The following is a 25,306-nucleotide window of genomic DNA, read 5'->3' as shown; positions in this document are numbered from 1 at the left end:
TCCAAGAATAGCCCCTTACCAATTTAAGATTATCGTTTTAAGGAAAAATGATTATTGATGTACTTGGCCACTATACGCTGACCATCTTGATCCTTAAAACTTAGCTTAAACCAATAATCGTCCGAAGGCAATGCCACACCATTATAGGTACCATCCCATCCCACACTATTTTGCGACAATTGTGCAAGCAGCTTACCATACCTGTTGTAAACCGTTAATAAAGGTTCTTCCAAGCTGGAAATCCCAACTATATTCCAAACATCGTTTAAACCGTCCCCATTGGGGGTGAAAAACTTAGGAAACCCTACCACAACAATGCTTTCCGTAGCTGTTCCGCAGCCATTCAAATCGTTCAATGTAACATTGTGCACACCAGGAAGTACCTTATAAAATTTGTTATCTGACTGATAGGCCCCTTCATCCAAACTATATTCAAAATCCCCCTCCCGATCGGGCATTATGGCAATGGTATTGCTATCCTGCAGATCCTCTATTACCACCTCCTTTATGTGAGGTGTTTTTGAAGCAAAGACCTTAATGTTAAAAGTATTGTTACAAGGCGAAACACCAAGCTTATCGGTTATTGTCAAGGTATATTCCCCGCCTTGGACCACGGTAATATTGGAAGTTAACTCGCCAGTACTCCAAACATAATTATATGCTGGATCTGGGTCCATTTCCCCTATTACGGCATTAACCTCCCCTTCACAGAGAAAAACCTCCAAGGGAAAATCGGGAACCAATGGCTCATGGACCGTTATTATAAAATCCTCTGAAACGTCATAGCACCTAGGATTCTGTACCGAGCTGGCCCTAATGTAAATCCGCTGTTCCCCTGGCTGCAATTTATACTCCAAAGGAAGGGCATTTACTCCTGCTTCAGCCTCGGTTAAACTATTATGATAAGATAAAATTACCTCGCTCGCAGATTGTCCGCCCAAAGCCTGTTGATCCTTTTGGTCTAAATAATATTTACCTGAATCCAAGCATAAGTGCTCATCCGCTACAGGAGAAGTTGATGGTGCTTGGGAAAATCCAACCTGCACATCGCTAATAATATTATTTTGGGACTGGGTGATTACCTCCACCCGGTAAAAAGCAGCTTCCAGAACATTTAAGGTAGCAGAGGCCTCCCCCGGAATAACGGCATAACCACTTCCTACATCCTTATACCAGGTATAACTTACCACATCGGACATAGTGGCGTCCAAAACAACGTTTTCATTGTCACAAGCTGCAATCGGGGGTCCCAAAAGATTATTTACAATTGCACAATCCAATGCGTCATAAGGATTGGTTACAAAGATTTGACCTGTGAACTGAATTGAAAAGCCAGAATTGATATTACTAAAATTATTCACCAACAAGTAGTAATCCTCTCCGGGCAAAACCTCCAACCATTCTTCGTATTGAACATTATCCGTTGCACCTTGCGGGTCCTCCCCTACACCAATAAAACTACTGGCATCCCTATTATCAAAAAAATTACAGCGAACAGGCTCTCCGAGGGAATTGCAATCACTGGCCTTATAAAGGGCAAAATCCCAATCTTCGTTGGAATCGAAACCAATATTAAACCCTAATTGTCCCGAGGCCCCCGTTCTAAATCTATACCAAGCAGCATTGGATTCAATGGAACCCGAAGGAGTTTTTTCCAAACAACCTGATTTACCGGCTCCATTAAAGTCATCCGCACCAAAGCCATTTGTACCCCCGTTTACCGGAGTATTGTTACAAATAGGTACCGCATTTGAACAATCCGGAGCCACTTGGGTCCTGGCCAAAGTAGTACCTAGACACCAAAAAACACCAAAAAGGACGACCAACCTGTTCATGAATACCTATAAAATTGGGGAATTTCAAAAGTAAGTCCGAGATTTAGTTAACACTAATTTATGTTGTGTAACAAGGCAAACATGGTATAAAGTGGCATATAATGTATATCTTTGCTGCCTTAAAAAGCAATATTTTAATGAAAATCGACAACGCATTGGAAAAGCATTTTGAAGAGTTAGGGGACGATCACGTTTCCGCTGCTGAGGACACACCTTTACGTAAGGATGCATTTGTGCTAAGTGATGAAGAAAAAATAGCCCGAATCAGGGGCAGTGTAAACGAAATAATGCTGACTTTGGGCCTCGACCTCGAGGACGACAGTTTAAAGGGGACCCCCAATAGGGTGGCCAAAATGTTCGTCAATGAGATTTTCGGGGGCTTAAATCCAAAACGACGGCCCAAATCATCCACCTTCGATAATAAATACAAGTACGGTGAAATGTTAGTGGAAAAGAACATTACTTTATATTCCACTTGTGAACATCATTTATTGCCTATAGTAGGGAAGGCCCACGTGGCCTATATTTCCAAAGGCACTGTTGTTGGCTTGTCCAAAATGAACAGGATAGTGGATTATTACGCCAAAAGACCACAGGTCCAAGAACGATTGAATATTCAGATCGTTAGGGAACTACAAGAGGTTTTGGGTACCGAAGATGTTGCCTGTGTTATAGACGCCAAACATTTATGTGTAAATTCCCGAGGTATACGCGACATTGAAAGCAGTACCGTTACGGCAGAATACGGCGGAAAATTTAAAGAAGAGGCCGTCAGACGAGAATTTTTGGACTATATAAACATCGATACTAAATTCTAATTGTCCCACTTACCAATGTCTTTGTACCAAACTCAAAAATTAAAAGTTTACAATTCCCTTTCAGGAAAAAAAGAAGATTTTGAACCGTTAAACGAAGGTCACGTTGGTATGTACGTCTGTGGACCAACCGTCTACAGCAATGTACACTTGGGCAACTGCCGAACCTTTATGTCCTTTGACATGATCTTCAGGTATTTAAAACATTTGGGTTATAAAGTGAGATATGTCCGGAATATTACCGATGCGGGACATTTGGAAAATGATGCGGAAGACGGGGAGGACAAGATTGCAAAGAAAGCCCGACTGGAACAGTTGGAGCCCATGGAAGTAGTACAACAATATACTTTGGATTTCCACAGCATACTGCAAAAATTCAATTTTTTACCTCCCAGTATTGAACCTACGGCGACCGGACATATTATTGAGCAAATTGAAATCATAAAGAACATTCTCGAAAAAGGTTATGCCTACGAAATTAACGGGTCTGTTTATTTCGATGTAGAAAAATTCAACAAAACCCATGAGTACGGTAAACTTAGCGGGAGAAAATTGGAGGATATGATTGCCAACACCCGTGAATTGGCAGCTCAGGACGAAAAAAAGAGTCCCCAGGACTTTGCACTGTGGAAAAAAGCGGAAGCCCAACATATAATGCGATGGCCTTCCCCCTGGGGTGATGGTTTTCCTGGTTGGCATTTGGAATGTACTGCCATGAGCACCAAGTATCTAGGTGAAACTTTTGACATACACGGTGGCGGTATGGACCTTAAATTTCCACATCATGAATGTGAAATAGCCCAGGCCGAGGCCTGCAACGGTCATGCACCGGTAAAATATTGGTTACACGCCAATATGCTAACCTTGAACGGCAAAAAAATGGCCAAGTCTACCGGAAACAATATCTTGCCCAATGAAATGTTCTCTGGAGAGAACAGTATTCTGAGCAAGCCATACACCCCATCGGTAGTACGCTTTTTTATGATGCAGGCACATTACACCAGTATATTGGACCTAAGCGATGAAGCACTTTCTGCATCTGAAAAAGGCTATCAAAAATTGATGGACGCCATTGCAAGCATGGAAAAACTAACTACCAGTTCGTCATCCAGTTTTAATGTAGCGGAATGGAAACAAAAGGGTTACGATGCCATGAACGACGATTTCAACACTCCTATGCTAACGGCCAATTTATTTGAAGCTGTGAAACGCATCAATTTAATAAAGGAAGGCAAGGAGACCATTACCGAAAAGGACAAGGAACTTTTTATAGAGACCATGCACAGTTTTGTTTTTGATATATTAGGTTTGGAAAATCAAAATAACGCTATGCTTAATTCCGATAAATTAAGCAGTGTAGTTGGTCTTTTGATCCAATTGCGAAATGAAGCACGGGCCAATAAGGATTTCTCCACATCGGACAAAATAAGGGACCAATTGGCAGGAATGGGCATTCAATTGAATGATGGCAAAGATGGTACTACCTTTAGCCTCAGCTAGGTTGGAGGTTTAACAATTGCTGAATTGGCTTTTATACGAAATTGAGGCGCACAATCTAAGTTATAATTTTATATTAAGCTCATTTTCAGATTAATACAAAATTCTTAAATAGATGAAAAAGATTTTAATAGCCCCTTTTGTATTATTGGTGAAATTTTACCAAAACTTTATCTCCCCTCTTACCCCTGCTTCATGTCGCTATTCCCCCACCTGTTCGCAGTACACTTTGGAAGCCCTGCAAAAGCATGGCCTGTTCAAAGGTGGATGGCTGGCCTTAAAGAGAATTTTTAGCTGTCACCCTTGGGGAGGAAGTGGTTATGACCCGGTTCCATAGTTTTTATTCCCAGCTTTGTTGTAATACGATTTAATTAAGTCAATATTGGCACAAACAAAAGTACAAGGCTTCTAAACTTTTGCAAATTTCCAAATATAATCATGCCCGTATATCAAAATTAACCCATTTCACTCCACTATTCTTTACAGTATTTACTTATCTTAGTCCCTTAAAAATTTGTAGATGTACTTTTTAGGCTTTACTTGGAATCCCGCCGATACCCTTTTTAAAATTGGGGTAATACAGATAAAATATTACAATCTTCTTTGGATAATCGCTTTCGCATTGGGCTGGTACCTCATGAAGAAGATATTTTTAAAAGAAAAAAAATCCCTGGAGCAATTGGACTCCCTTTTCATATATACCGTTTTGGCTACTATGTTGGGAGCTAGATTGGGTCATGTGTTCTTTTATGATTGGGCATATTACCAAAACCATTTATTGGAGATATTGCTACCTATTAGGGAAAGTGCCGATAGCACCCTTTTTGGGTTTATCAATGGTTACGAGTTCACAGGATTTACCGGTCTGGCAAGTCACGGTGCTGCCATTGGAATCATCATTGGCATGTACCTCTACACCAGAAAATACCCTGAATTTAAAATTCTTTGGATTCTGGATCGTATCGTCATTCCCGTATCCATAGGTGCTTTTTGTGTTCGACTGGGAAATTTCTTCAATTCGGAAATCAACGGGAAACCTGTTGAGGAATCTTTTGCGCTGGCCACCAGGTTCGTGCGCGATTCCGACGATATGCCTGCATACAAGGCCCTGTCCATTACCAAGGAAAAAACGGTAAATGCAGCCTATAACCTTATTGAAAAAGATCCTCGGTTTGCCGAGTATTTAGAGGCCATTCCATATAGGCACCCAGCCCAATTATATGAAGGGGTCTGTTATATTTTTGTCTTTGCCATTTTGTATTTTCTATATTGGAAAACTGATAAAAAAGATAAACTTGGGTACCTTTTTGGGGTATTCCTAGTGCTTTTATGGACGGTTCGCTTCTTTGTGGAATACGTAAAGAAAAGTCAGGGCGGATTTGAGGAGTCACTTGGTTTGCTATCCACCGGCCAATGGCTGAGCATACCCTTTATTGTAGTTGGCCTCTATTATATGCTAAGACCAAAATCGGGTACCACCAAATAATCCGATTGGAAAGATTAAAGGTGCCTTCACCAACAGAAATTGTAACATGAGGAACAATAAAATCTATCTACTCTTTGTTGTGTGTTTTGTCATTCAACTTTCCTGTAAGGAAGAAGCTAAAAAAGCGATAAAAACGGCGCCGATTACCTTTAAAAAAGAAGGAGATCTGCGTATCCTGCAAAAGGAATCGGATTCCCTTCTAACCGTTTTGGATATAGAGATAGCGGATAGCGACTACGAAAGGGAAACAGGGCTCATGTACCGTAGTTCCATGGAGCCTAATCAGGGCATGTTGTTTGTTTTTGAGGATGTTGCCATGCATTACTTCTATATGAAAAATACGGAGTTCCCCTTAGACCTTATTTTTGTGGACGACCAAATGAAAATCGCCAGTTTTCAAAAAAATGCACAACCGCTTAAGGAAAACAGCCTACCCTCCAAAGTTCCCGTAAAATATGTTCTTGAAGTAAATGCCGGTTTGGCGGATAAATGGTCTTTAGCCGTAGGGGATTCCATAGTATATAGTAAAGCACCATAACCGGCGGGAGGGGTTGTTATTTTAGGGTTGCAAGTTACGCATACCAAACAGCTCATATCCTTATAAAATGCCTATTTTAGTAAGCTCAACCAACAAAAGACCCATCCTTTGTCTGCCTATAAAAAAGTGCCCCTAACTATTTTAGCCATTGTTTTGGCCTTACCCCTTGCGTCCCAGAAAAAAAATGAATCCTTTCAACTAAATATTCGCAAGACAGCTACAGCGGTAGAAATAGACGGAATTGGCAACGATTTGGCCTGGAAAGATACGGATGTAGCCACCAACTTTTACATGGTACTGCCCATGGATACCGGAATGGCAAATGAACCTTCCGAAATCCGAATGACCTATGACGATAACAATCTCTACCTATTAGCTACTTTTTACAACGCCACCAAAGGACCTTACTATGTAGAATCATTGCGTCGCGATTTTATATTTGGAAAAAATGACAACTTTTTGTTGTTTATGGATCCCTTCAATAACCAAACCACCGGTTATTCCTTTGGCTCCAACGCGGCAGGTGCCCAATGGGACGGCACCATGCATAGTGGGGGAAGCGTAGATTTAAACTGGGATAGCAAATGGGTCTCCGCCGTAACTAGTGATGAAGAGAAATGGGTCTTTGAAATGGCCATCCCCTTTAAATCCATTCGTTATGAAGATGGCGTAACGCAATGGGGCATAAATTTTAGCCGGCTGGATTTAAAATCGGGCGAAAAATCGAGTTGGACACCCATTCCCCGACAATTCCCCACGGCCTCCCTAGCCTATACGGGAACCTTGGTCTGGGATTCCCCTCCTCCCACCCCTAGGAGCAATTTTTCGATTATCCCCTATGTGCTGGGAGGTGTTAATCGAAATCTGGAAAATAGCACCGATACCCAGTATGACAAGAAAATTGGAGGTGATGTTAAGTTCAGTCTAAGCACCTCTTTGAATTTGGACTTGACAGTAAATCCGGATTTCTCGCAGGTAGAGGTAGATCGCCAGGTAACCAACCTTGACCGATTTGAACTGTTTTTCCCTGAAAAAAGACAGTTCTTTTTGGAGAACGGGGATCTATTTGCCAACTTTGGATATGCCACCATACGTCCCTTCTTTTCAAGAAGAATAGGCCTGGGCGTCCCCATAAGAGCCGGAGCCAGGGTTAGTGGAAACCTAAATAAAAAATGGCGTTTGGGGCTTATGGATATGCAAACGGCCAGCATTGAAGAAACAGGGTTGCCAAGCCAGAATTTTGGAGTACTCTCGCTACAAAGAAAAATTTTTGCCAGATCTAGTATTGGGCTGATGTTTGTAAATAAGGAATCTATAAATTACCCTCAAAATACCGATTCCCTAAAAACAGTTTTCCCAAAGTTTAACCGAAATATAGGACTGGAATACAATTTGGCATCCCCCAATAATCAATGGACAGGGAAAGCATTTTTCCTAAAATCCTTCGCTCCCAACAAGAACGGCAATGGTTTTACCCAGGCGGCCCATTTGGAATATAAAAGTCGTAAATGGAATTGGCGCATACAGGAAGAATCGGTTGAGGACGATTATACCGCCGAAGTTGGTTTTGTTCCCAGAAATGGATATGTCAATATAACCTCCTATTTAGGCCACCTATTCTTTCCAAAGGAAAGTACGGTATTGAGCCATGGCCCCAAATTCAGTACAAGCTATTTTTTTAATGAAAAATTGGAGCGAACAGACAATATCAATCTTTTTGAGTACCTCTTGGACTTTAGGGACCGTTCCAAATTAAACTTTGGCGTAGCCGATGAATATGTAGAACTGCTATCGCCCTTTGACCCCACAAGATCAGGTAAGGAATCCTTGGACATTGGAACCAAGCACCAATGGAATGCCTTTACAGTGGATTTTCTTTCAAAACCACAAAGTATGTTTACCTATTCCTTGGGCGGCCGCTTTGGAGGATATTATTCCGGAGGCCACAGAACTAGTCTGATCAACGAATTAGGCTATCGTTTTCAACCCTTTGTTAGCTTAAGTACCAATTTGAGTTACAATAACATAAGCTTACCAGCCCCTTGGAACGATACGGAATTTTGGCTTATTGGTTCGGAGGTAGATATTACCTTTACCAACAAATTATTCTTTGCCACCTTGTTCCAATACAATGAACAATCGAAAAACTTTAACCTAAACTCCCGTTTTCAATGGCGCTATAAGCCTGCCTCCGACTTATTCCTAGTCTACAGCAACAACTACCTTATTGAACCGTTTGAAGGGAGAAATTGGGCCTTGACCCTTAAATTCACTTACTGGTTCAATAAATAAAATTAGTAATCCAACAGAATCCTATCCATAAATTATTTTCTTTTGAATTCCATAAAAAGACATTTTACATGAAGAATAGAATACATTGGGCCGTATTTATCAACAACGACTCCCATAAGGAGCAGTTTATAACAAATGTAATGGAAGGTCCCCTACCTGCAGGATTTGAAATTCTAGGGGACTTGGACGGGGCCCTATTTTCCAAAATAACACTGAACCAGTTTATTAACGAGGAGGAAAGGCACGGTATCCAGATTATCAATAAAAATTCAACGCAATTGCTCAAGACGATGTCTAGCGGGGAGCAAAAAAAGGCGCTATTGAAGTATATATTCAATTTAAAGCCAGATTTTATTGTTTTGGACAATCCCTTTGACAATTTGGACAAAGACGCCCAAAAGGACCTAAAAGTCTCCTTGGAACATATTTCGAAAAGCACCTATATTATTCAGCTCATAAGTAGAAAGGCCGATCTTTTACCTTTTATTACCCATGAGATGATTTTGGAAGGAGCTACTATAAAACAGCTTCCCGGAAGATTCAAACAAGCTGCACATAAAAAGACATCCACAAGTACCTCCTTTACCGGTACAATTCCCAAGCCTTTTGCACCTACGGATTATAAAGAATCCATTTTAATAGACTGCAAGGACATAAGCGTAACCTATGGAGACAAAAAAGTGCTGGATAGAATTAACTGGACTATCAAAAAAGGGGAGTTTTGGCAACTAATAGGTCCCAACGGTAGTGGAAAGTCAACACTACTCTCCATGATTACAGGTGATAACCACAAAGGCTACGGACAGCAACTGTACCTTTTTGGCCAACGCAAGGGAACAGGCGAAAGCGTCTGGGACATCAAGAAAAGAATTGGATACTACACCCCGGCCATGACCGATAAATTTTCGGGTCTCCACTCCTGTCTCAACATGATTATCTCTGGGATGAACGATTCTGTGGGACTCTATTTAAGGGCTACGGAAAACCAGAAGGCCCTGGCCAAAGAATGGCTCCAAATATTGGATATGTGGCACCTAAGGGACATCCTTTTTGCCGACCTATCTGCAGGACAACAGCGTATGGTCATGACCGCCAGAGCAATGATAAAACACCCTCCTCTACTAATTTTGGATGAACCTACCGCCGGACTGGATGATGAAAGCGCCCAGCTTTTTATATCCCTTGTAAATAAAATTGCCAAGGAAAGCAAGTCGGCCATCATCTTTGTATCCCATAGGAAAGAACCAGGATTGGAACCCCAATACAATTACGAGCTGCAGATATCCCCTCAGGGATCCCATGGAAAAACAATATAAAAAAGGCCGCTGAACAGCGGCCTTTTAAATTATAGACGGTAAGAAAATAATTAATCTTCTTTCCCTATTTGTGTTTTCTTCTTCAAAGTATCGAACATTACTGGAGTTGCTATGAACAAAGAGGAATATGTACCAACAATGATACCAATGATCATGGCAAACATAAACCCTCTCAAGGATTCACCCCCAAATATGAAAATGGCCAAGAGCACCACCAAGGTAGTCATGGACGTATTCAAAGTTCTACTCAATGTACTGTTCAGTGCCAAGTTGGTATTTTCACCAGCTTTCCATCCTTTTTCAGCTATAATTTCCCTAATACGGTCAAAAACTACCACCGTATCATTTAACGAGTAACCAATAACCGTTAGAATTGCCGCGATAAAGGCCTGGTCAATCTCCATATTAAAAGGCATAAGCTTACCAAAGATGGAGAATACACCCAAGACGATCAAGATATCATGGAATACTGCGGCAACTGCACCCAGAGAGAACTGCCATTTGCGGAACCTAAATAGGATATAAAGGAAAACTACCGCCAAGGAACCAATGATGGCCAAGAAAGCATTCTTTTTAATATCATCCGCAATGGTGGGTCCCACTTTAACCGACTGGAGGATCCCGATGGACTTTTCACCACTACCTATGGTGAAATTCTCAAAGCTGGTACCATCCGGTAGATATTTCTGAAGGGAAGTGTAGAGTTTATTTTGAATTTCATTATCCACCTCAATTCCTTCAACATCCACTTTGTAAGGAGTAGTTATTTTTATTTGATTGGCCTCTCCGTAAGTCTTTACATTGGTACCACTACCAAAAACAGTATTCAATTCCGAAGCAATTTCCGATGGATTTACCATCTTCTCGAATCTAACTGTATAGGAACGACCTCCAACAAAATCCACACCTTGTTGCAACCCTTGGGTCAACAATGAAAATAGGCCAATTGCCACCAAAATGGTGGAAGCTATATAGGCGATCTTTCTTTTGGACAAGAAATCGATATTGATATTCTTGAACAAGTTCTTGGTCATGGCTGTTGAGAAGTCCAATTTTCTTCCTTTTCCACTCACATACCAGTCAACCAAAAGTCTTGTAATGAATATAGCTGTAAACAATGAGGTAACTATACCTATCAATAAAGTAGTGGCAAACCCTTTAATAGGTCCTGAACCAAATACGAACAAAATAAGGGCCGTTAGACCGGTAGTAATGTTGGCATCCAAGATAGAAGAAAGTGCGTTTCCAAAACCATCTGCAATAGCTTGGCTCTGCCCTTTTCCTTTTGCCAATTCCTCTTTAATACGTTCAAAAATAAGTACATTGGCATCCACGGACATACCTATGGTCAATACAATACCAGCAATTCCCGGTAAGGTAAGTACCGCATTTAAACTAACCAGCACCCCAAAGATCAACAGGATATTTAGAAGCAAAGCGATATCGGCAAAAATACCAGCTTTCCCATAGTAAAATACCATCCATACCAAAACAATGGCCATGGCGATCATAAAGGAGAAGAAACCACTATTGATTGCTTCTTGACCCAAGGAAGGCCCTACAATTTCAGATTGAATAATTTCCGCTGAAGCAGGAAGCTTACCAGCTCTTAATACGTTGGCAATATCCTTGGTCTCATTAATGGTAAAGTTACCTGTAATCTCGGAACGACCACCGGAAATAGGTCCAGAAGAAACTCCGGGTGCCGTATATACCTTATTGTCCAAAACAATGGCAATACCGGTCTGATTATTAAAGGCATCCCCTGTTAGTTTTTCCCACTCCTTGGCACCTTTGGTATTCATGGTCATGGTAACCGCAGGCTTGTTATATTGATCAAAAGTATCCGAAGCATCGGAAACAACATCCCCACTAATTCTTGGCGTATTGTCCCTATTGGATTTTAAGGCGTACAACTCAACTACTTCCGAACCTTCGGTTGGACGTTCCCAAACAAATTTCACAAACTGAATATCCGCTGGAATCAATCTGCGAATTTCCTTCATTCTTAGATATTCCCCAATTTTTGCCGTATCCTTAATAGCAGCACTTACCAAAGCGTTCCCATTGGGATTTGCTGGAATAAGCAAACTGAAAAGAGGATTTACCTCTTGTGAAAAATCCAAGGAATCCTGGGCAACATCGGATAATAAGGAATCCAACTCCGATTCCGGCTTAACAATTTCTTCTGGTTTTTCAACCTCCACCAAAGTTTTCAACTTCTCGTTGGCCGCCTGCAAAAAGGTACTTAAACTAGGATTACTTTGTTTGTAGGTTTCCCAAAATTCCAATTGGGCCGTACTCGATAAAAGATCTTGTGCGCGTCCAATATCCCTGGCACCGGGCAATTCCACCAAAATTCGACCAGAATTACCTTCACGTTGAATATTGGGCTGTGTTACCCCAAAACCATCTATCCGTTCACGTAGTACTTCAAAAGCAGAAACGATGGACTCATCAATCTTAGTCCTAATAATTGGTTTTACCTGATCATCGGTCATTTGAAAGTTAATGACATCGCTCAAACCTTTATTTGCGAAAATATCCGGAGAGGCCAATTTGGTATCTCCCTTTATTTTGTCAAAAGATTCAAAGAACAGATCTATATAAGTAGCATCACTATTTTTAGAAGCGGCATCGGCATCGGCCAAGGCCTTGTTGAAAACTGGGTTCTTGGTATTATTGGCAAGACCTTTTAAAATATCCTTTACAGAAATTTGAAGGGTAACATTTATCCCACCTTTTAAATCCAGACCTTTATTAAGTTCCTTTTTCTTGGCTTCATCATAGTTGGTAAACCCTAAAATGGAATTCCCCCCTATGGAGTCTAAATATCTTGCCTCCAGTGCTTCCCTCTTTTCAAGGTAATCCTCTTCAGATTCTGAAATTTTATTGGTAGCAAAGACAGTTGCATCCTTTTCTACTTTATTGGTAATAAATGTGTAGGATAGCTGATAAATACTGACTAGTCCAAACAAAAAAGCGAAAAGCTTTATAAGTCCTTTATTTTGCATTGGTTATATATTAATTTAAAATGGTATTCTTAAATAGCGTGCAAATATATTATTTCCCATAGGAACTAACAATATATTTATCAGTTTTATAAAATAAGGGCACCCGCCCCGTTCCGATGGTTCTCGGAAACAAATGGGACGGATGCCCTTAATAATTGTCAACCCCAATAAACTATAGGATCAATAAACCATTCGTTTTTCTTACGCCCTCAGCGCTTTCCTTCATTTTTGCCTTTTCAGCCTCGGTCAATTCTATTTTTACAATTTTCTCAATACCATTTTTACCCAAAAGTACCGGAACACCAATGCAAATATCGTTAAGTCCGTACTCACCTTCCAAAAATGCAGAACACGGGAACATCTTCTTCTGATCGCAGGCAATGGCCTGTACCATAGAAGAAACGGCAGCACCCGGGGCATACCAAGCACTAGTGCCCAACAATTTTGTAAGGGTGGCACCACCTACTTTGGTATCCTCCGACACTTGAGCAAGGCGCTCTTCGGACAAAAATTCGGATACCTTGATACTATTCCTTGTTGCATGTGCAGTTAGGGGCACCATACCTGTATCACTATGACCACCAATGACCATACCATCCACATCGGAAATTGGAGCCTCCAGTGCCTCGGCCAATCTGTACTTAAACCTTGCGCTATCCAGAGCACCACCCATACCTATAATTCTATTCTTGGGTAAACCCGTAGTTTTGTGTACCAAATAGGTCATGGTATCCATTGGATTACTAACTACGATCAAAATTACGTTGGGAGAATGTTCCAATAGACTGGAGGAGACCGCTTTTACAATCCCTGCATTAATCCCGATCAACTCCTCACGGGTCATTCCCGGCTTACGCGGAATACCAGAAGTGATAATAGCGACATCGCTTCCCGCAGTTTTGCTATAATCATTGGTAATTCCTGTTATTTTGGTATCAAAACCATTCAATGAAGCTGTTTGCATTAAATCCATGGCCTTGCCTTCAGCAAAACCCTCCTTAATATCCAACACAACTACTTCAGATGCAAAATTCTTTATAGCAATGTACTCTGCACAACTTGCGCCAACAGCACCTGCTCCAACAACGGTAACTTTCATTATAAGGTTATTTTAAGTTAAATTTTATCCTCCAAAAGTACTGATTTTTAACAGAACAATACCACCGCACCCATAGAAACCAAGGAAATTTTATTAGGATGAAGAATTTGCCTTTTTTTTATCGGCCATGGAAAAAGTAACGGCTAAAGAAGTCGTATCGTATTTTATACTGAACGTATTAAAAAGACCTTTTATCGAAAAAAGTTAAAATAATGTCCCATACATCGAATTAATATAATAGAAAGACGAAACCGTACGTTCAATACTTAGTACCAAATCTAAGAAAATTCCTACAAAATGAAGAAATTATTATCATTCTTGGCAATTATTGGCATCCTACTGGCCAGCAATTGTACTAGAATAACAGAGAACAACGATCCGGTTATCGGAATATGGTCCCATATTTCAAAGGATGGAGGTGTTACCCAAAAGCAGGATATCACCGTTAGGCAGGAGTGGATCTTTAATGATGCCTACTTAGGCAGATACCACACCTATCACAACAAAGATTTAACGATTATTTCGGACTTCAAATGGGTTCATAAGGATAGTGTATATGTCATTTCTTATCCCGGCCTAGACAAGGAGGAAGACATAGTTCTCATGACAGAGTCCGACAATGGAATAATTTTGGCCGATTCTGAAGGCAACATATTGGCCATAAGGGAATAAATTTTGGATTTATCTAAATCCAAAATTTACCCCTACTGTTAGGTTATTAAATTCAGCCAAGGAATAATCCGCATGCAACCTAAAGAAACCAAGTTTTAACTTGGCACCTAAGGTTCCTGAGACGCCACTGGCCTTTCTGGTCAAAGAAAAAGGATCTTCATAGGTTTCCTGAAATGGACCTGATTGTACTTGATAGGTCCCTAAGACATCAGTTGTGGATTTTCCGGAAACATATCCTATAGCCCCGTAAAAATTGATGACCGGAAGCTTAGTGGAGGCCACGGCCTGAACTGTTAAAACATTCATATCCACCTCTATCTGCTGATTGCTACCATCTACAATATTACTGTCCGTAAAATCATAGGAGGCATTCAAATGCGTATACCCGGCCACGGCAGAAAGGGCAACTGGCAATATTTTATCTGCAGGCAACAATTTTGAGAAGTCATATTGCAAACCAAGACCATACAATCCCACGGCCACATCATCGGTATCAATTTTAGGCAAAAACCTGGCCTTCACTTCCAACCCTTTGATCAACCCTACACTTAGCTGCAAAAAGGCCGACGGAATAAAGTTGATGTTTTCCGAAGCCAGTCCGGTTGGTAATTCAAATTCCTCCCGAAGTGGTAAAGAACCTGCCTCACCTTCCACAAATACCATTATACCTTCCATATCCCCCAGAGCCGTTGAAACCGCCTGGGAAGAGCTGCCATCCACGAACTGCAGATTTTCATAATCCGCTGTATTTAGAACAAAAGTCTTTTTGTCTTCCTTATTTTTAAAAGAGGTCATATTACCGATTATGGAAATCTCAAAACCAGCCAAAGGCTTGGAATCGGCAGAATTGTACCACCCATTGGACAAACCATAAATAGCGCCCTCGGAGACCGGGCCGAAATAACTATCGGTAAATTTTTCCGCGTCGTTGACCCCTGCAGCAAACAACTCATTTACGTTGGATTGCGAAAATCCCACTGCGTTAAAAAACAAAAATGCGGTTAATAACAAATATCTCATAACTCTTAGATTTTTGTTAAAACTAAAAAACTCGCACCAGTGGTGCGAGTTTTTGTTGTGTAAACACTATTTTTTATGCATCAATGTTCGCATATACCGCATTTTTCTCAATAAACTCCCTTCGAGGTGGCACTTCATCCCCCATCAACATAGAGAACACTCTATCGGTCTCCGTTGCATTGTCTATGGTTATCTGCCTTAAGGTCCTAAATTCCGGATTCATGGTAGTATCCCATAATTGTTCGGCATTCATCTCCCCTAGACCCTTATAGCGCTGAATACCCACGCTTCCGTTAAAACTCTCTGCAATCTCATCCCTTTCCTTATCGGTCCAAGCATATCTTTTCTTACTACCTTTTTTCACCAAATAAAGCGGTGGGGTTGCAATATAAACATGCCCTCCCTCTATCAGTTCACGCATATATCTAAAGAAGAAGGTCAATATCAACGTCTCAATATGGCTGCCATCCACATCCGCATCACACATAATAACAACTTTGTGATAGCGCAGTTTATCCAGGTTCAACGCCTTACTGTCATCGTCGGTACCAATAGTAACACCCAGGGCCGTATATATATTTTTGATCTCCTCATTCTCGAAGACCTTATGGGTCATAGCTTTTTCCACGTTAAGGATTTTACCCCTTAAAGGAAGAATGGCTTGAAAAGCCCTGTCCCTTCCTTGTTTGGCAGTACCTCCCGCAGAATCCCCCTCAACCAGAAACACTTCGCACAACGTGGGGTCCTGTTCTGAACAATCCGATAGTTTTCCAGGCAGACCACCAATGCTCATAACCGTTTTACGCTGCACCATTTCACGGGCCTTGGTAGCCGCATGACGGGCTTGGGCCGCTAGAATTACTTTTTGGACAATAATTTTGGCGTCATCTGGATTCTCCTCCAAGTAATTGGTCAACATTTCAGATACTGCCTGACTTACTGCCGAAGACACTTCCCTGTTCCCCAATTTGGTTTTGGTTTGTCCCTCAAACTGAGGCTCTGCTACCTTTACGGAGATAATAGCCGTTAAACCTTCCCTAAAGTCGTCTCCCTGAACTTCGAATTTCAATTTTTCCAACATTCCCGAGGCATCCGCGTACTTCTTCAATGTAGAGGTCAAGCCCCTTCTAAAACCCGCCAAATGCGTACCACCCTCATGGGTATTGATATTATTCACATAAGAATGTAGGTTCTCTGTATAAGAAGTATTGTAGACCATGGCCACTTCCACAGGGATATCGTTCTTCTCCCCTTCCATGGAAATGACACTGCGTATAAGAGGTTCACGGTTGCCATCCAAAAACTTGATAAACTCTTTTAATCCTTCTTCGGAATAAAAGCGTTCGGTTACAAAACCACTTTCACTGTCCTTATCCTTTTGCCTCTTATCCATTAATGTAATGGCAACCCCTTTGTTCAAGAAAGAAAGCTCGCGCATTCTATTCGCCAAGGTCTCATAACTGTATTCTACAGTCTGGGTAAAAATCGTATCGTCAGGCGTAAAGGTGACAATGGTCCCCCTCATATCGGTTTCCCCAATACTTTTTACCGGATAAAGGGCCTTACCTTTACTATATTCCTGTTCCCATATCTTGCCATCCCTATGAACGGTAGCTTTCAGGTGTTTGGAGAGCGCGTTGACACAAGACACCCCTACACCGTGCAGACCACCTGAAACTTTATAAGAATCCTTGTCAAACTTACCCCCGGCACCAATTTTGGTCATAACGACCTCCAAAGCCGAAACACCTTCCTTTTTGTGAAGGTCCACTGGAATACCCCTACCGTTATCCTGGGTAGTAATAGAATTATCTTCATTAATGGTTACCTTAATCTCATCGCAATGGCCGCCCATAGCCTCATCTATGGAGTTATCCACTACCTCATAAACCAAATGGTGCAAACCACGTACCCCTACATCACCTATATACATGGAAGGCCTCATGCGTACATGCTCCATACCCTCTAAGGCCTGGATGCTATCCGCGGAATAATTGTTCTTTTTTTGCTCGTCCTTATTTGCTTCTTCGCTCATAAATAAATACTTAATTCATTATAATTTTAGCAATCCTACAAATATACGCAATACCCCATGAAATATAGGGTTGGTAGCCAATATAAGTTACTAAGTTATCAACAAAAATTGTGGAAAAATACCAATCGATATAAAAAATAACAAAGTGGGTACATACATCCTGTACCACGCCGAGTGCTACGAGGTAAATCAACAAAATTAAACAGCAACCAGCCTCTTTACAACGCCAACCATAATGCATTAAAGTATGAAATTGTAAACTGCAATGGGTTCTCTTAAACTTTTAAACCCTACCGTTTTCCAAATCTCTGCACCAAAGGAACCGCAAACTCCATATTCCCGTAAAACCGCACAGACCTTTTAAAGGACTTCGCCCCTTCTAATTAGAAATATCCAAAGTGATGGGATGGGTACCCGTATGTTTTTACCATTTACAAATAAGCCATACAAAAAAAGGCATCCATTAAAGAATGCCTTTTTTACACTAATAAACTAAAAACTTGATCTATAAAATTCTTATGGCGCTATCCTACGGCATTACTTTACATAAGCATCGGAGTGCACTTTGGATACAGCCCTACCGGACGGATCGTTCATGTTTTTAAAAGCCTCGTCCCATTCCAAGGCAATTTTGGTACTACATGCCACTGAAGGTTCCTGCGGAACACATAAGGCCGCTGCATCGGACGGAAAATGCTCTTCAAATATGGAACGGTAATAAAACTCTTCCTTGGAAGTAGGTGTTTGCAATGGAAATCTGTATTTGGCATTTGCCAATTGATCATCCGTAACTTCCTTCTGAACAATTTCCTTTAAGGTATCGATCCAACTGTAACCAACTCCATCCGAAAATTGTTCCTTTTGTCTCCATGCAACACTTTCTGGCAACATATCCTCAAAAGCCTTACGTACTACCCATTTCTCCATACGTTCCCCGTTGATCATCTTGTCCTGTGGGTTGATTCTCATAGCCACGTCCATAAATTCCTTGTCCAAAAATGGAACCCTTCCTTCTATACCCCAAGCAGCCAAGGATTTATTGGCCCTTAAACAATCGTACATATGAAGTTTATCCAACTTCCGAACGGTTTCCTCATGGAAATCCTTTGCACTTGGTGCCTTATGGAAATACAAATAGCCACCGAAAAGCTCATCGGCCCCTTCGCCCGACAATACCATTTTAATACCCATAGACTTTATAACCCTGGCCATTAGGTACATGGGGGTAGAAGCCCTAATCGTGGTTATATCGTAGGTCTCCAGGTTGTATATTACATCCTTTATGGCATCCAAGCCTTCTTGAATGGTAAATTTTATTTCATGATGTACGGTTCCGATATGCTTGGCCACCTTTTGCGCAGCTGCCAAATCAGGAGAACCTTCCAATCCCACCGAAAATGAATGTAATTGTGGCCACCATGCATCCGTTGTGTCATCGGACTCTATTCTCTTCTGGGCATATTTTTTTGCTATGGCAGAGGTAACCGAGGAATCCAATCCACCAGAGAGCAAAACCCCATAAGGCACGTCGGACATTAATTGTCTATGTACCGCAGCCTCCAACGCCTCCTTAACGGCCTGTATGCTGGTCTCATTGTCCTTTACCGCATCGTATTCCATCCAATCCCGGGAATACCATCTTTTAAACTCCCCATCCTTACTGTGCAAATAATGACCTGGAGGAAACAACTGAATCTTGGTACAGGTCCCTTCCAAGGCCTTTAGCTCGGACGCTACATAAAAGGTACCATTGATGTCCCAACCTACATAGAGTGGTATGATCCCCATATGATCACGCGCTATAAAATATTCATCCTTTTCAGAATCGTAAATGGCAAAACCGAAAATACCGTTCAATTCATCCAAAAAATCAACCCCCTTCTCCTGATAAAGGGCCAAAATCACCTCACAGTCAGACTCCGTCTGAAAATCATAGGTGCCAGCAAACTGCTTACGTAATTCCCTATGGTTATATATTTCACCATTGGCCGCCAATACCAATTTATTATCAGGACTGAACAAAGGTTGTTTTCCCGATGCCGGATCAACGATTGCCAAACGCTCATGAGCCAAGATAGCCCTATCATCGGCAAATATCCCACTCCAGTCCGGTCCCCTATGTCTAATTTTCTTGGACATTTCCAATAATTGAGGCCTTAAAACCTCGGTACTTTCTTTTACATCAAAGGCACATACAATTCCACACATACAATAATATTTATGTCAATTTTAAAGCAAATATCAAGTTAATATTTATATTATAAAATGTAAAATGCATAATTGATTATAATCTATAACTAAAAACACGAAAATACCACAATATCATCATGATATAAATAAATTCACTTACAGCAACCCACTATTTTGTAAGGTGTCCAAAATTTACCGACTTTTAATTCAGATTAATAGGAATACTACTTAAATTTGACAATCTCTAAAACTAAAAAAATGAAAAATTTATTTACGATTGCACTTATGGTTATTGCTTTGGCCTTTAGCTCAGAGGCTATGGCCCAGAAATTCAGCGGATTGGACAAGAGTCCAGCAGACATTGCCTCCTACCCTACCGATTATAAAGTTTCCGATAAATTGGTTCGCGTAACTTATAGTCGCCCACAACTAAAAGGACGTTCAATTTCAGAACTTGCCCCAGCTGGAAAGGTATGGAGAACTGGAGCCAATGAGGCCCCTGAAATTATTTTTTATAAGGATGCCACGGTAGGTGGGAAATCTGTTGCCGCCGGTACTTATTCCCTATTCACCATCCCTGGCAATAAGGAGTGGACCGTAATATTGAACAAAAACTTAAATCAATGGGGTGCCTATTCCTACCAGGAAGATGCCGATGTAATACGCGTACCTGCCAGCGTTAGCAATGCTTCAGAATCTTTGGATGCCTTTTCCATAGCTTACAAGGATGTAGACAATGGAACCCATATGGTATTGGGATGGGGAACTACAAGAGTCTCCTTACCAATTACCTTTTAAGGAAAAACACTTTTATACTAAAAAACCGAAGTTCCCAACTTCGGTTTTTTTTATGACTTAAATTACAAAAGATTTAAAACCTAATCCTATTCAGGATCCAAACGCCTTTCCCCTGTTAACTGGAAAATACCGTCTTCAGAACTGGCCTTTCCACTTATTCTATCTCCTTCTGCAGTAATACTTACGGATACAATTGGTCCATCCAGCTTAAGGTTAAATGTCAAAGTATTCCCTTCGATCTTAACATCCTGAGCCTTTCGTTTGCCTCCTCGTAAAGCCACAACGACTGTAAGTTTACCTTCTTCCTTGGAAATGAACAATATGCCTTTGGCATACTCATAAGGCACATTTTCAGCAGAATATTTCCAATTGCCCAACAAATTCTCCTCACCATACAGCGAGGGGCCATTATGAACTGCAACACAGAATGGAGTAATGCTTGCGGAAGCAAAGGAAGAAAATCCCGATAACACGGCGTACAGTACAAATCCAAACTTGACAAAACCTTTTAAATTTTCCATGACTATTTTTTTATGAATCAGAATCGTTGTACAAACATCAAAATATATACTAAAACACGCTCATATGAATCAGAATCGTTGTACAAACATCAAAATATATACTAAAACACGCTCAAAGGAATGCCCGTAATATATTATTACCCCATTCTTATTGGATCGTATCATCATTAAAACTCCGTTTGGGCAATTTTTATTGTTTAAATTGCCCTCTAAATAAGATTACCATTGCCTTGGAACCCATGAGTAACAATCACCTACCCAGCCAACTCCCAACCCAAATAGGACTCCTACAGGCGGAGATTAACCGTCTGCAAATGGAAATCAACGAAATAATTCAAAAAACATCCACTTTTGAAAACCTTCTACGCTCCCAACTTGAAAATGAATTAATTGAGGAACAAGAACTTTCACTGCTCTATAAGCAACAGAAAAAAGCGAAAAAAGCAAAGCGCTTGGCACAGAAAAGGCAGGGAAGGAAGTTTGATCAAACTGGGGTCCTAACCCACAACCACCCCAAACCTATTCCAGAAAATCATTCCAGGGAACAACAACAGAAAAAACAATTGTACCGTGAGGCAATGCTATATGTACATCCCGACAAATTTTCTATGCAAACCGACAAATTGGACTTGGCCACCTCGATCACTACCCAGCTCATAGAAATATACCGATCCGGAGATTTGGCAGCCCTAAAGGCCTATCATGCCCACATTTTTAGCGGCAACACCTTAATAAAGCCTCTCGAGAAACAAGAACCCTTAAAAGGCCCTGAACTTACGTACTTAAGAATGGAGCTTAAAAAAGTCCAAAAGGAATTGGCCGAGGTTAAAAATAGGCAGACTTACAAAGTATTGATGGAGTACGAAAATCCAATGAACTTTTTGGATGAATTAAAGGCATACTACAAAGACCGACTCATGAAACTGCGTAAGCGCACAAGGTTGAAATAGTGTTCCACAATTAATTGTCCCTTCCCTATAAATTCCTTGAAAAGCATATTGTTTGCAGACTTTAACACCATCGCTAAAGTACAGTTATTAAATTGGTCGCATCCCCTGTACAAACACCAAAAAAAGGAATAAAAATAAAGTTTTATACCGCCATTGCCGTGTCAAAAAAGCCCGCACAATAGAACCAAATAAAAGGTATTAAACCTCAGGGCAGGCCTGTCTGCCGACAAAGGCAGGCCCTGAACCCAATAATAGGAATCGACCCTAGGGTCGAGGTATTGAACCTATATCCCGCCGAAAAGGCGGGATTGGTTCAACTTGCAATTTTAAGTGCGTCTTACCGACTTCTCAAAATTGAGTTTCACTAATAAAAAACATTGTCCCAAATGCCCCAATAAAATGCGATCGGTATCCCGCTTTTTTATAGTTTTGCAGACTTAAAATTGGAATATGATTTCTGTAGACGCAATAGCCGTAGAGTTTAGTGGCGACACCTTGTTTAGTGATGTTTCCTTTGTTATCAATGAAAACGATAAGATTGCCCTAATGGGAAAAAACGGGGCTGGGAAATCTACCATGATGAAAATAATTGCCGGGGAGCAAAAAGCCACCCGTGGTCATATTCGTTATCCTAAAGACGCCGTAATTGCTTATTTGCCACAGCATTTATTGACCGATGACAGCTGTACGGTTTTCGAGGAGGCCTCCAAAGCCTTCAAGGAAATCTTTAGTATGCGCGATGAAATGGAACGCCTGAACAAGGAATTGGAAAGCCGTACCGATTATGAATCGGACGCCTATATGTCCATTATTGAAAAAGTGTCCGATTTGGGGGAGAAATTCTATGCCCTGGAAGAAATAAATTATGAAGCAGAAGTAGAAAAGGCATTGAGGGGACTAGGCTTTAAGCGCGAAGATTTTCATCGTCTTACCAGCGAATTTAGCGGTGGATGGCGAATGAGGATAGAACTTGCCAAGATATTGTTGCAAAAGCCAGACTTAATCCTTTTGGATGAGCCCACCAACCACGTAGATATAGAATCCGTAATATGGTTGGAGGATTTCCTATTGAACAAAGCCAAGGCAGTCGTGGTCATCTCCCACGACAAAACCTTTATAGACAATATTACCAATAGGACCATAGAAGTGACCATGGGCAGGATCTATGATTACAAGGCCAACTACAGCCATTATCTTCAACTGAGGGAAGACAGACGAAGCCACCAGATAAAGGCCTATCAGGAACAACAAAAATTTATTGCGGACAATCAGGCTTTTATAGACCGATTTAAAGGCACCTATTCCAAGACCAACCAGGTAACCTCCCGTGAACGGATGTTGGAAAAACTAAAGATTATCGAAATCGATGAAGTAGATACAACAGCCTTAAAGTTAAGGTTTCCTCCCTCCATACGTTCGGGCGACTACCCGGTTACGGCCGAAGGGCTTTCCAAAAGCTACGGTGACCATGTGGTTTTCAAAGAGGCCAATCTCTCTATCTCACGTGGCGAAAAAGTTTCTTTTGTAGGGAGGAACGGGGAAGGGAAATCTACGATGATCAAGGCCATTTTGGGCGAAATTGAAGTAGAGGGCAAATGCAGTTTGGGGCACAATGTTAAAGTGGGTTATTTTGCCCAAAATCAAGCCTCCTTGTTAGACCCAGAACTCACTATCTTCCAGACCGTGGATGAAGTAGCCGAAGGGGATGTACGTACGCAGATCAAAAATATCCTGGGCAGGTTTATGTTTGGCGGTGATGACTTGGAGAAAAAGGTAAGTGTACTTTCGGGAGGGGAAAAAACCCGTTTGGCAATGGTGAAATTACTTTTGGAACCGGTTAATCTGTTAATCTTGGATGAGCCCACCAATCATTTGGACCTAAAATCAAAGGACGTACTTAAAGAGGCACTACTAGCCTTTGACGGCACACTGATTTTGGTCTCCCACGATAGGGATTTTCTGCAAGGACTTTCCCAAAAGGTGTTCGAATTTAAAGACAAACGCGTCATAGAGCATTTTGAAACCATAGATGCCTTCTTGGTACGCAACAGAATTGAAAACCTAAAGGAAATAGATTTGAAGGCCTAATCCCCACATTATTACTTGGGCATTGGTTTCATAGTTTGGTATGCGTTATATATAATCCCACATTAGGATTTAAAGAAATTATCAAAAAACAATAGTTGGTATTGGATGGCATTTGCCCAATATTCCCAATTATGGCTGCCAGGGCGTTCAATATAATCATGTGGTATATTTCTTTCCATCAGTTTTTGGTGCATTCTTTTATTGGCGTCATAAAAGAAATCATTAATTCCACAATCAAAAATGAGTTTTAAATGGTCTTTTTTCAACAAATGCACCATGTTGATTACCGTATTCTCTTCCCAATGGCCCCAATTTTCGGCATATTGGCCCAAGCGTTTGGCCAAATCCCAATTTTCTGGAAAGGGGCGGATATCCAGCCCCCCGCTCATACTTCCGGCAGCTCCCCATACCTCTTGATGCTTAAAGGCCAGGTAAAATGCCCCATGGCCACCCATACTTAAACCGGTAATAGCCCTAGAATTCCTATTCTCCATAGTGTTGTATTTCTTATCCACGGCCTGAACAAGTTCTTCGGAAACATAGGTCTCATAGCGCATGGCCAAATCTACAGGGCTGTCCAAATACCAACTGGTTCTACCTCCATCAGGGCAGACAATGATCATATTATAGCTATCTGCATACTCCTTTATGGCCGATACCCTGGTCACCCAATCCGTATAGTCCCCTCCTGCTCCATGTAACAGATAAAGTACTGGGAAGTTTTGTTTGTTCACGGCATAACTATCCGGTAAAATTACCAAGTTGGCTATGGATTTATTCATAGACCTACTCTTTACGTTCAAGGTATCTACCCGGGATGCGAATGCACTTAGTACGGCACCAATAACAAACAGTGTTGTAAATAATTGTTTCATCACTTTATAATTATCCTTTAAGTTCCAGTTACCTCTTTTTATCTTGAAGATGTTCATTGGCTTTAAGAAAAACGCATTTTATCTTTCTAATAAATGTCCCCATGGACACCATTTTCAAAACTAGGTAAAAAAGACAAAAACAGGATCAATCTCAAAACTTGGGTCTAAAGAAAAAAGTAATTTTCTTTGTGCTTTAAATTACATTGATGAATAAAGGCACTGAGTTATCCTTGTTAAGTTTAATATTACCAGAAGGAATATTAGA

Annotated in this window: 19 protein-coding genes; 11 read left to right on the top strand and 8 right to left on the bottom strand. The window is 41.0% G+C overall.

The features are described from left to right. Positions 1-29: 29 nt before the first annotated feature. Positions 30-1,835 carry a T9SS type B sorting domain-containing protein gene (locus tag QSE00_RS22965; RefSeq protein ID WP_286107671.1) on the bottom strand — a complete coding sequence of 602 codons (1,806 nt, stop codon included), beginning with the start codon at positions 1,833-1,835 and terminating at the stop codon, positions 30-32. 137 nt (positions 1,836-1,972) lie between these two features. On the opposite strand from QSE00_RS22965, the gene folE reads away from it, so the two are divergent. The 7 genes from folE to QSE00_RS22930 all read left to right on the top strand — a co-directional run bounded on the left by folE (position 1,973) and on the right by QSE00_RS22930 (position 9,779). Then, positions 1,973-2,653, top strand: coding sequence for a GTP cyclohydrolase I FolE (gene folE, locus QSE00_RS22960; protein WP_110355841.1), 681 nt, complete (start codon positions 1,973-1,975; stop codon positions 2,651-2,653). 15 nt (positions 2,654-2,668) lie between these two features. After that, a complete protein-coding gene (cysS, locus tag QSE00_RS22955) occupies positions 2,669-4,150 on the top strand; it encodes a cysteine--tRNA ligase (protein WP_110355740.1) in 1,482 nt (493 codons plus the stop codon). 112 nt (positions 4,151-4,262) lie between these two features. After that, positions 4,263-4,484: a membrane protein insertion efficiency factor YidD gene (gene yidD, locus QSE00_RS22950; RefSeq protein WP_034248263.1), complete on the top strand. Its 222-nt coding sequence runs from the start codon at positions 4,263-4,265 to the stop codon at positions 4,482-4,484. Between the two features lie 183 nt (positions 4,485-4,667). Beyond that, positions 4,668-5,633, top strand: coding sequence for a prolipoprotein diacylglyceryl transferase (lgt, locus tag QSE00_RS22945; protein ID WP_286107670.1), 966 nt, complete (start codon positions 4,668-4,670; stop codon positions 5,631-5,633). Positions 5,634-5,679: 46 nt separating this feature from the next. Next, positions 5,680-6,171 (top strand): DUF192 domain-containing protein, encoded by a 492-nt coding sequence (locus QSE00_RS22940; protein WP_110355737.1) that lies wholly within the window; start codon positions 5,680-5,682, stop codon positions 6,169-6,171. Between the two features lie 108 nt (positions 6,172-6,279). Beyond that, entirely contained in the window at positions 6,280-8,463 is a 2,184-nt protein-coding gene (locus tag QSE00_RS22935; protein WP_110355736.1) for a carbohydrate binding family 9 domain-containing protein, read from the top strand. A gap of 68 nt (positions 8,464-8,531) precedes the next feature. Then, positions 8,532-9,779, top strand: a complete 1,248-nt coding sequence (locus QSE00_RS22930; RefSeq protein ID WP_286107669.1) for an ATP-binding cassette domain-containing protein — start codon at positions 8,532-8,534, stop codon at positions 9,777-9,779. 50 nt (positions 9,780-9,829) lie between these two features. Here the strand turns inward: QSE00_RS22930 and secDF are convergent, their stop codons facing one another. Beyond that, positions 9,830-12,793, bottom strand: coding sequence for a protein translocase subunit SecDF (gene secDF, locus QSE00_RS22925; protein WP_286107668.1), 2,964 nt, complete (start codon positions 12,791-12,793; stop codon positions 9,830-9,832). A gap of 172 nt (positions 12,794-12,965) precedes the next feature. Continuing rightward, complete coding sequence (mdh, locus tag QSE00_RS22920; protein WP_286107667.1) at positions 12,966-13,892, bottom strand: malate dehydrogenase; 927 nt, start codon at positions 13,890-13,892, stop codon at positions 12,966-12,968. 297 nt (positions 13,893-14,189) lie between these two features. Here mdh and QSE00_RS22915 point away from each other — a divergent pair, with 297 nt between their 5' ends. Further along, complete coding sequence (locus QSE00_RS22915; RefSeq protein ID WP_286107666.1) at positions 14,190-14,564, top strand: hypothetical protein; 375 nt, start codon at positions 14,190-14,192, stop codon at positions 14,562-14,564. Between the two features lie 9 nt (positions 14,565-14,573). On the opposite strand, the gene QSE00_RS22910 is transcribed toward QSE00_RS22915, so the two are convergent. The 3 genes from QSE00_RS22910 to asnB all read right to left on the bottom strand — a co-directional run bounded on the left by QSE00_RS22910 (position 14,574) and on the right by asnB (position 19,827). Continuing rightward, a complete protein-coding gene (locus QSE00_RS22910; protein ID WP_286107665.1) occupies positions 14,574-15,584 on the bottom strand; it encodes a DUF6588 family protein in 1,011 nt (336 codons plus the stop codon). 73 nt (positions 15,585-15,657) lie between these two features. Beyond that, entirely contained in the window at positions 15,658-17,619 is a 1,962-nt protein-coding gene (gene gyrB, locus QSE00_RS22905; RefSeq protein WP_110355730.1) for a DNA topoisomerase (ATP-hydrolyzing) subunit B, read from the bottom strand. Positions 17,620-18,156: 537 nt separating this feature from the next. After that, complete coding sequence (gene asnB / locus QSE00_RS22900; protein ID WP_110355728.1) at positions 18,157-19,827, bottom strand: asparagine synthase B; 1,671 nt, start codon at positions 19,825-19,827, stop codon at positions 18,157-18,159. A gap of 240 nt (positions 19,828-20,067) precedes the next feature. On the opposite strand from asnB, the gene QSE00_RS22895 reads away from it, so the two are divergent. Next, complete coding sequence (locus QSE00_RS22895) at positions 20,068-20,607, top strand: DUF2911 domain-containing protein (RefSeq protein ID WP_110355727.1); 540 nt, start codon at positions 20,068-20,070, stop codon at positions 20,605-20,607. A gap of 86 nt (positions 20,608-20,693) precedes the next feature. On the opposite strand, the gene QSE00_RS22890 is transcribed toward QSE00_RS22895, so the two are convergent. Further along, positions 20,694-21,128 carry a hypothetical protein gene (locus QSE00_RS22890; protein WP_110355726.1) on the bottom strand — a complete coding sequence of 145 codons (435 nt, stop codon included), beginning with the start codon at positions 21,126-21,128 and terminating at the stop codon, positions 20,694-20,696. A gap of 239 nt (positions 21,129-21,367) precedes the next feature. Between QSE00_RS22890 and QSE00_RS22885 the strand changes: the two genes are divergently transcribed. Beyond that, positions 21,368-22,078, top strand: a complete 711-nt coding sequence (locus QSE00_RS22885; RefSeq protein ID WP_286107664.1) for a hypothetical protein — start codon at positions 21,368-21,370, stop codon at positions 22,076-22,078. A 450-nt stretch (positions 22,079-22,528) separates the two neighbouring features. Next, positions 22,529-24,166, top strand: coding sequence for an ABC-F family ATP-binding cassette domain-containing protein (locus QSE00_RS22880; RefSeq protein WP_286107663.1), 1,638 nt, complete (start codon positions 22,529-22,531; stop codon positions 24,164-24,166). Positions 24,167-24,228: 62 nt separating this feature from the next. On the opposite strand, the gene QSE00_RS22875 is transcribed toward QSE00_RS22880, so the two are convergent. Further along, positions 24,229-25,098: an alpha/beta hydrolase gene (locus QSE00_RS22875; protein ID WP_286107662.1), complete on the bottom strand. Its 870-nt coding sequence runs from the start codon at positions 25,096-25,098 to the stop codon at positions 24,229-24,231. Positions 25,099-25,306 lie beyond the last annotated feature (208 nt).

The sequence above is a fragment of the Arenibacter flavimaris genome (genome assembly GCF_030291335.1).
Classification (GTDB): domain Bacteria; phylum Bacteroidota; class Bacteroidia; order Flavobacteriales; family Flavobacteriaceae; genus Arenibacter.
The sequence above is the reverse complement of the archived record's forward strand: the minus strand, read 5'-3'. Positions and strand labels throughout refer to the sequence as shown.

Excerpts from the sequence above, each read along its gene's own strand:
- QSE00_RS22965 (WP_286107671.1), bottom strand. The coding sequence starts at position 1,835 with ATGAACAGGTTGGTCGTCCTTTTTGGTGTTTTTTGGTGTCTAGGTACT.
- folE (WP_110355841.1), top strand. The coding sequence starts at position 1,973 with ATGAAAATCGACAACGCATTGGAAAAGCATTTTGAAGAGTTAGGGGAC.
- cysS (WP_110355740.1), top strand. The coding sequence starts at position 2,669 with ATGTCTTTGTACCAAACTCAAAAATTAAAAGTTTACAATTCCCTTTCA.
- yidD (WP_034248263.1), top strand. The coding sequence starts at position 4,263 with ATGAAAAAGATTTTAATAGCCCCTTTTGTATTATTGGTGAAATTTTAC.
- lgt (WP_286107670.1), top strand. The coding sequence starts at position 4,668 with ATGTACTTTTTAGGCTTTACTTGGAATCCCGCCGATACCCTTTTTAAA.
- QSE00_RS22940 (WP_110355737.1), top strand. The coding sequence starts at position 5,680 with ATGAGGAACAATAAAATCTATCTACTCTTTGTTGTGTGTTTTGTCATT.
- QSE00_RS22930 (WP_286107669.1), top strand. The coding sequence starts at position 8,532 with ATGAAGAATAGAATACATTGGGCCGTATTTATCAACAACGACTCCCAT.
- secDF (WP_286107668.1), bottom strand. The coding sequence starts at position 12,793 with ATGCAAAATAAAGGACTTATAAAGCTTTTCGCTTTTTTGTTTGGACTA.
- mdh (WP_286107667.1), bottom strand. The coding sequence starts at position 13,892 with ATGAAAGTTACCGTTGTTGGAGCAGGTGCTGTTGGCGCAAGTTGTGCA.
- QSE00_RS22915 (WP_286107666.1), top strand. The coding sequence starts at position 14,190 with ATGAAGAAATTATTATCATTCTTGGCAATTATTGGCATCCTACTGGCC.
- QSE00_RS22910 (WP_286107665.1), bottom strand. The coding sequence starts at position 15,584 with ATGAGATATTTGTTATTAACCGCATTTTTGTTTTTTAACGCAGTGGGA.
- gyrB (WP_110355730.1), bottom strand. The coding sequence starts at position 17,619 with ATGAGCGAAGAAGCAAATAAGGACGAGCAAAAAAAGAACAATTATTCC.
- asnB (WP_110355728.1), bottom strand. The coding sequence starts at position 19,827 with ATGTGTGGAATTGTATGTGCCTTTGATGTAAAAGAAAGTACCGAGGTT.
- QSE00_RS22895 (WP_110355727.1), top strand. The coding sequence starts at position 20,068 with ATGAAAAATTTATTTACGATTGCACTTATGGTTATTGCTTTGGCCTTT.
- QSE00_RS22890 (WP_110355726.1), bottom strand. The coding sequence starts at position 21,128 with ATGGAAAATTTAAAAGGTTTTGTCAAGTTTGGATTTGTACTGTACGCC.
- QSE00_RS22885 (WP_286107664.1), top strand. The coding sequence starts at position 21,368 with ATGAGTAACAATCACCTACCCAGCCAACTCCCAACCCAAATAGGACTC.
- QSE00_RS22880 (WP_286107663.1), top strand. The coding sequence starts at position 22,529 with ATGATTTCTGTAGACGCAATAGCCGTAGAGTTTAGTGGCGACACCTTG.
- QSE00_RS22875 (WP_286107662.1), bottom strand. The coding sequence starts at position 25,098 with ATGAACATCTTCAAGATAAAAAGAGGTAACTGGAACTTAAAGGATAAT.